This is a genomic window from Blastocatellia bacterium, assembly GCA_035573895.1.
Lineage (GTDB): Bacteria > Acidobacteriota > Blastocatellia > HR10 > HR10 > DATLZR01.
Genome location: DATLZR010000153.1, coordinates 1 through 6,672 on the forward strand (window position 1 = coordinate 1; position 6,672 = coordinate 6,672).

The following is a 6,672-nucleotide window of genomic DNA, read 5'->3' on the forward strand; positions in this document are numbered from 1 at the left end:
GCCCCCGAACGATTGCGGCGAGGGATCGAATGGGATGAACCATCGGTCTTGCGCCTCTTCAAGGCGCATCGTTTTATTTCGCGTGCATCCAGACGTTGCACGTCTGGCTACCCTCTTGGGGGCGTCTGCCGACGCCCGGACAAAAACGGAGGCGCCAATCGCGTGGGTCAACGGCGGGATTGGTGAACGGCGTATCGAGGATGCGCTCCCGACGGGCAACGTTCAAAACAAATGGCCACGCAAGCGGCCCCGCGAAGGTAGCCAGACGTGGAACGTCTGGATCAGGAAGCGGAGTGATCAACGCGTATTGACGGCGCGCCCCGACGGGCAACGTTCAAAACAATGGGCCGCGGAAGCGGCCCACCCGAAGGTAGCCAGACGTGAAACGTCTGGAAAACGCGACGCGAATTAAATCCACCGCGCGTTGGAGACGCGCCAGACCACCATACGCGGACGCTCCCAGAAGACGAACCGCACGTTGCAACACGGACCGCCAGGTGCAATTGTTCAAGGGGCAATGGGCCGCGGAAGCGGCCCACGCGAAGGTAGCCAGACGTGAAACGTCTGGAAAACGTGAGACGAAAAATGACGGCGCGTTGAAGACGCGCCAGACCACCGGACGCGAACGCTCCCGGCCTCCGAACGATTGCGGCGAGGGATCGAACGGGATGAACCATCGGTCTTGCGCCTCTTCAAGGCGCATCGTTTTATTTCGCGTGCATCCAGACGTTGCACGTCTGGCTACCTTCTTGGGGGCGTCTGCCGACGCCCGGACAAAAACGGAGGCGCCAATCGCGTGGGTCAACGGGGCGGATTGGGGTGGGCGATAGCGAACCCCTTTGATAATGGGCACAGGTTCCGTACCATAGCCCGCGGAGCGGGCGGCCCATGCGATTGACGCAACCGAGCGGTGCCGGGCATGCGAGCGATAATCTGATGGGCCGTCCCCTTCGGGGGTCTGGGGGGTGATGGCTGTTGTCCTGGGGCTTGCTATCGCTCACCCCAGGACTGTCGCAGCCAGAAGCATCCTCGCCCAAAAATGTCAGCGCAATGAGGGGGCAAAGAGGATGCTATTCGTAAAGAGTCGCGTCAGTCCCTGCCAGAAGAGACGAAAGTTCGGATCGTGCGCATAGAGGATGACCTGTCCGCGACCGGTCGGCTCGCTGATGACGTAGGATGTTCCCCGGAGAAGCTCGACCGTATTATTGGGCCAGACGAATCCGCTCAGGCGAAGATTTTCCCCCTCGAACGTCACCACGTTAGCGCCGTCCCGGCTGCGCGTGAAGAAGCGACCGGAGAAGACGGGGACGGCCAGGTTCTCCGATTCATAGCCGAAGGTCAAAAAGTGGTGACGGTCGAACGTCGCCCGGAAGATGGAACCCGGAACGGGCAGAGGACGCGGTCCGGCCGGCGGTTGAGCCTCCGGGCGTGCTTGTTGCGCCGGGGGCGTCGGCTGTTGCGGTGATGTGGATGTGCCTGGCGGTGGCGCCGCGGGTTGTGATGGTCGTTCCTCCTGAGCCCCTACCAGACGCGACGTGGTCAGTTCAACGCCCCGCAGGGTGAACAGCTCAGCTCCACCCCCGATGCCGATGAGGACACCTCCCTCGCTGACCCAGCGCTTCAATCGTTCGATCCCGCGATCTCCCAGTTGACTCCGATAGGCTTCGGCCGACCCCTCGGGGAAGATGATCACATCGTAGTCGAAAATGTCTGCGCGAGTGAGGGAGCCAATGGTCATCGGGATGAAAGGAAGGCCGAGCCGTTGCTCGAACAGAAACCAGAGGGCTCCGTAGCTTGTCGGAGAGACGCCCTCGCCCACGATGACGATCACTTTAGGCAGACGCAGCGAGACGACGGTTCCGGAGCCGATCCCCGTATCGCCGCGATCGGTATAGGCGGTGCGGGCAGCCAGAACGCGCACGCCGCACTCCCGGGCCAGTTGTACGATGCGCTCGTGCAGCGACTGGGGATTGCGCTCCACGCGAACGACGATTGTGCCGCGAGGGAAGTCCTGACCCTCGACGCGCAGGGGTCGAGTGGCGACGGCAATCTTGAATCCTTCCTTGAGCAACTGCACGGCGAGTCGGGCGGCGCCGTTTGTGTCGTAGGCAAACACATAGGCCGATGTTGCCGGAGCGTTGACCACTTCTCCGGTCACCAGGGGCTTTCGCTCGCTGCCGATGACGACGCTCTGCGACTCATCCAGGGCCAGCGGCGTTGCTGCCACCGGGGGAGCATCTTCCGTCCAGTAGGCTTCGATGCCGAAAGCGAACGGGAGCGACCAGGCCGTGACATCGTAGAACCCGTAGCGTTCCCGGGGTTCATTTCGTCCCCGCTTTTCGTTACGCTCGCGGATCTCCAGTTGGCGCTTGACGAATTCGGGATCGAGTTCGGCATCGGGCTCAAGCAGGGTCTTTGCCAGCCGGCCCTGAGGTTGAGCCAGATCAACGATCAGAACGCCGGGAGGAAACTGTCGAGGTGTTGCGGCACCGCCGAAATAATCGTGGGCGGCGCGAGAGGAAAACGCTTCGCGGGTCTGGCGCACTTCGATGCCGGCGCGAAGCAAGGCTGCCGCCAGCTCCCCTGCCCGACCGGGATCGGCTCCCGGGATGAGCACGATCCGTTTCATTCGAGCCGTTGCCGCTTCCTCGATGGCCGTGCGCCGAAAATCATAAAAATACTGCAACAGGCGCTCGCGGTGGCGAGCCGCCGTCTCCAGCGTCGCCAGGCTGCCGGTGAAATGCTTGGCGATGCCATCCCGCAGCGTGACGACCGTCTCATCATCCCGACGAAAGCGCAGCCCTTTATATCCCCCGCCATCGGTCTCAAACGTCATTCCGATGGCTCCGTTGAGCGAGGGCCAGCTATCCCAGTAGCCGGGGTAGTAGAGATCATAGACATCGCGGACGAAATACGGCCACTCATAGCGGTCGAAGGCAGCGGCATTCCCCCGGCCAAACAAATCCATGAGTTCGTGAATCGTTCTGGGGAGATTGGCGTTGACCGGTGCTGCCGGCGGCGGGAAGAAAAACTGCGGCACCTGTCCGTGATGATCCACGAAAACCTGTGGATTCCACTGGCGGTAGGCGCGCATCAGGGCCTGTGTTTCCACCTGTGTGCTGGCCAGCGCATCTCGGTTCAGGTCAATCTGGTAGTGGTTGTTATTGGTCGAAACGCCCCAGGGCGGCGTGTGCTCGTAGGCCAGAGGATCTTCGCTACCGATGGCGACGGAGTTGTACCAGGCGACGAATCGCTCGTGACTTTCGGGATTATGAGCGGGATTGACGATGACGACGGCCTGGCGCAACGCGTGAACGAGCTGAGGGTCTTCGGTCGCCGCCAACTGGTAGATCACCTGAAGCGCGGCTTCAAAGGCTGCCGATTCGTTCCCATCGTTAGCATAGTTGAGCCAGACGACGACCGGCGTCGAGCGAATGAGCGTCGCCGCTTCGTCGGCGGATCGAATCGTTCGGGGATCGGCCAGACGCGCCAACGCCGCGCGAATTTCCTCCAATCGGGCCATATTCTCCGGCGCACTGATGATGACCAGCCGGAGCGTCCGCCGCTCATAGCTTTTGCCGTAGGGAACGACTTTCACCCGATCGGAAGCCGCCTGAGCGATGGCTTCGATGACCTTTTCCATCCCCGCGAAGTCGGTATGAGCTTCTCCCGGTTCATAGCCGAGAATCGTCGAGGGGCGCGGGACCGCCGACCGATAGGGACCGCGGGCGTAGAAGTCGAATCGGTCGGCCGATGCCAGCCTCTCTCCTCCGACGAGAGATCCCATGAGGAGGCTCAGGTAAATCCAACACGCTACCTTTTTCATTTTCCCCTCCGAAAAAATGTCGCGCCGGCTTTTGAGCCGGTGCGTGTCAGCCGCTCTGCCTGTCAGCAGGGAGGCTGGAAAGTTTGTCCTCTTCTCCGAACAGGGTGCAGGACTGTCCCGTCCTGGCGCACTCGCACGGTGGCTTGGGGCTAGCGAAAAAGATCCTCCTCGGCAGGACGCAGTAACTGCCGTGCGGAACCCGGTTGGATTCGCCGCTGCCAGCCGCGGATGAGCGCCGCCGGGATCTGCTGGGTTTTTCCGAAGACGAGTCCGGCGGCGGCCGCCAGCTCATCGGCTACGGCCACAATTGTCGCCCGCAGCGTGTAGCCAAATTTATCCTGCTGGCCGCGATAATCGGCCACCGGGCAAAACCCCGCCACGCCGATGGCCACCTCGACCAATCCCTCGCGCCAGGGTCGGCCAAAAGTATCAGAAACGATGACGCCCACATCCACGCCGGTGAGGCGTTTGATCTCCTCACGGAGGCGCTCAGCCGACGCATCAGGGTCTTCGGGCAAAAGCGTCGCCCGTCCCATCCCGACATTGGATTGATCAACGCCGGCGTTGGCGCACACCAATCCCTGCGGGGTCTCCGTCAAGAGCAATCCCCGATCCATTTTCACGACGCGCACCGTCTGGCGGAGAATCAGTTCAACCAGGCGGGCATCTTTTCCGGTGCGCCGGGCCACAGTCCGGGCGAAGGGCGATGGCTCCACCTGTTTCAGTTCGACGATTCGTCCTTCGGCTTTGGAGACAACCTTTTGCGTGACGACCAGCACATCCGTTGGACGCAGAGAGAGCTGCTGTCGCGCCAGAGCCTCCACGAGAAGTGCCGCCAGGTCATCGCCCGGCTTCACCTCCGGGATTCCTTCAATCCCGATGATCTGAATCGCTGTGGCCATCGGATGGCCCGTAAAAAGGCCGCCGTTTCCGAGCGAGCTGCCAATTGTGGATGAGAGTCGTAGCGGAGGGCAAGCTCATGAAGATCGTCGGCCGTGTCTATATCGAGCGCGAGGTTCGGGCGGTGGAGAACGAGGGTGGAGAGATTTCGCGCCTGCGCGCGCTCACGGTGAAGGCGAAAACTATCGCTGCCGAAGCAGAGCGGCAGAGCATCCGGCGGGCAGAGCCAAACTCCGTTCGATCCCCGCTGATCTCGTGAAGGGACGAGGACCACCTGATGGTGCCTGCCCGCTTCGACCATAGCCGTCACATCGTCCGGCGAGACCAGTGGAACATCACCGGGGATGACGACAACCGCTCGCACGCAAGCGCCAATGGCCCGGGCGAGGGCTCGGTCTACCGCGGCTGATTCTCCCTGGTTGAAAGGTTCGTCAATGACGAGGGCTCCCACCGCACGGGCTCTGGCGATGGCCTGCGGCTCCCGTGTGACGAGGACGATCCGATCCAGTCCGGTGGCTCTCCCAAGCGCCCGAAGCACATCCGAGAGCATGGCCGCTGCCAGTTCGCGCCGCTCCTCAGGCGACAGCCAGTTGTTCAGCCGCTGCTTCGCCGTGTGGAAATCTTTGACAGGAACGATGGCCCAAATCACGTTACACCGTTTGCTGACAGCAAGCGAGGGCGGCCTGCGCGAGGGCGCGGCTGGCCTCCCGATCTCTCATGAGCAAAGGGGCAAGAGCGACACGAATGCCCTGACGAGCGATCTCATCGGCGAGGGCTGCATCTTTTTCGTCAATGAGGAGCCAATCAATCAATCCGGAGTAGAACCGGGCGATGCCCCGGGGCGATGGCTCATACCCCTGACTGGCCAGCAACCGAGCTGCTGGACCGCTGACGGCATGCCCTCCGATCAGAGGGCTGATGGCCACCACGGGCGCCGGTGTCTCCTGGAGCGCCTGACGAATCCCGGAGATCGAAAGCATCGGCCCAATGCTGGTGATCGGGTTGCTGGGAGCAATGATCACTCCGTCGGCGTGTCGAAGGGCGTCCACCACACCGGGAGCAGGTTGCGCCCGGTCGCTGCCGACGAATTCGATCCCCGTGACCTCCGGTCGCCATCGCTCACGAACGAAATACTCCTGAAACGAGAGCACTCCGTGAGGCGTGTGAAGCCGCGTCTCCACACGATCATTGGACATGGGCAACAATCGCGCCGAAATGCCTAACGATTGACAGAGCATCGCCGTCACGTCGGCGAGCGACCACCCGCTTTGCAAAAGCCGCGTTCGCTTCAGATGCGTCGCCAGATCGCGATCGCCGAGTTTGAACCACATCGGTTCCCCATAAAAACCCATCATGGCCAGGCAGGTGAAGGTGTCGTTCCGAACGCCCCAGCCGCGCTCTTCATCCAGAAGGCCCGCCAACTGGTACATGACGGTATCGAGATCGGGCGAGATGTGGAGCCCCCACACCTGACAGTCATCGCCGGTGTTGCCGATGATCGTGAGATCGGTTGGGGAAACAACATCCATCATCCCCCGGATGAATTTCGCCCCTCCCGTCCCTCCTGTGAGAATCGTCACCCTCATTGCCTCGAACGAAGACCCTCTGAGTGATTTGCTCCCGACGATTCCCCTGAATCGGCGCCCTCTGTCGGCGAGCTAATATACCATGTCAACCGGAAGCGACGTAACCGATTTTCGACCCGGCATTGCCGGAGGGTTCGCATCCGCACTATAGCTGCCCTCCGCTACAGGTGCGGCAAACGGGCTAACTCCAGGTGACGGTGTCACCGCCTGTGCGCACAAGGGGGCACATTGGCTTGATGATTGGAGAGGGATGTGACCTGCGGCAGGGAAATGAAGCAGCGACGGGAAGGGAAGAGAGGCAAACCTCTCGGCGATGCTGAGCGACCGAGGGGAGATTGTCGGTGAGACGCCCGGTTCCCG

General features: G+C 61.9%; 6 protein-coding genes. 1 reads left to right on the forward strand and 5 read right to left on the reverse strand.

All coding sequences use genetic code 11. The features are described 5' to 3' along the window. Window positions 1–186, forward strand: a 186-nt coding sequence (locus VNM72_13150) for a hypothetical protein (GenBank protein ID HXF06344.1), incomplete at its 5' end; no start/stop codon positions are given. Window positions 187–334: 148 nt separating this feature from the next. On the opposite strand, the gene VNM72_13155 is transcribed toward VNM72_13150, so the two are convergent. From VNM72_13155 to cofD, 5 genes are all read right to left on the reverse strand, one after another. Next, window positions 335–703, reverse strand: coding sequence for a hypothetical protein (locus VNM72_13155; protein HXF06345.1), 369 nt, complete (start codon window positions 701–703; stop codon window positions 335–337). Window positions 704–1,042: 339 nt separating this feature from the next. Beyond that, window positions 1,043–3,826: a M14 family zinc carboxypeptidase gene (locus VNM72_13160; GenBank protein ID HXF06346.1), complete on the reverse strand. Its 2,784-nt coding sequence runs from the start codon at window positions 3,824–3,826 to the stop codon at window positions 1,043–1,045. A 149-nt stretch (window positions 3,827–3,975) separates the two neighbouring features. After that, the gene (gene cofE, locus VNM72_13165) at window positions 3,976–4,728 is read right to left on the reverse strand and encodes a coenzyme F420-0:L-glutamate ligase (GenBank protein HXF06347.1); all 753 of its coding nucleotides are present in this window, start codon (window positions 4,726–4,728) and stop codon (window positions 3,976–3,978) included. Next, entirely contained in the window at window positions 4,680–5,375 is a 696-nt protein-coding gene (cofC, locus tag VNM72_13170; GenBank protein ID HXF06348.1) for a 2-phospho-L-lactate guanylyltransferase, read from the reverse strand. The genes cofE and cofC overlap by 49 nt, the downstream gene beginning before the upstream one ends. Before the next feature lies 1 nt (window position 5,376). After that, the gene (gene cofD / locus VNM72_13175; GenBank protein ID HXF06349.1) at window positions 5,377–6,312 is read right to left on the reverse strand and encodes a 2-phospho-L-lactate transferase; all 936 of its coding nucleotides are present in this window, start codon (window positions 6,310–6,312) and stop codon (window positions 5,377–5,379) included. Between the last annotated feature and the right edge of the window lie 360 nt (window positions 6,313–6,672).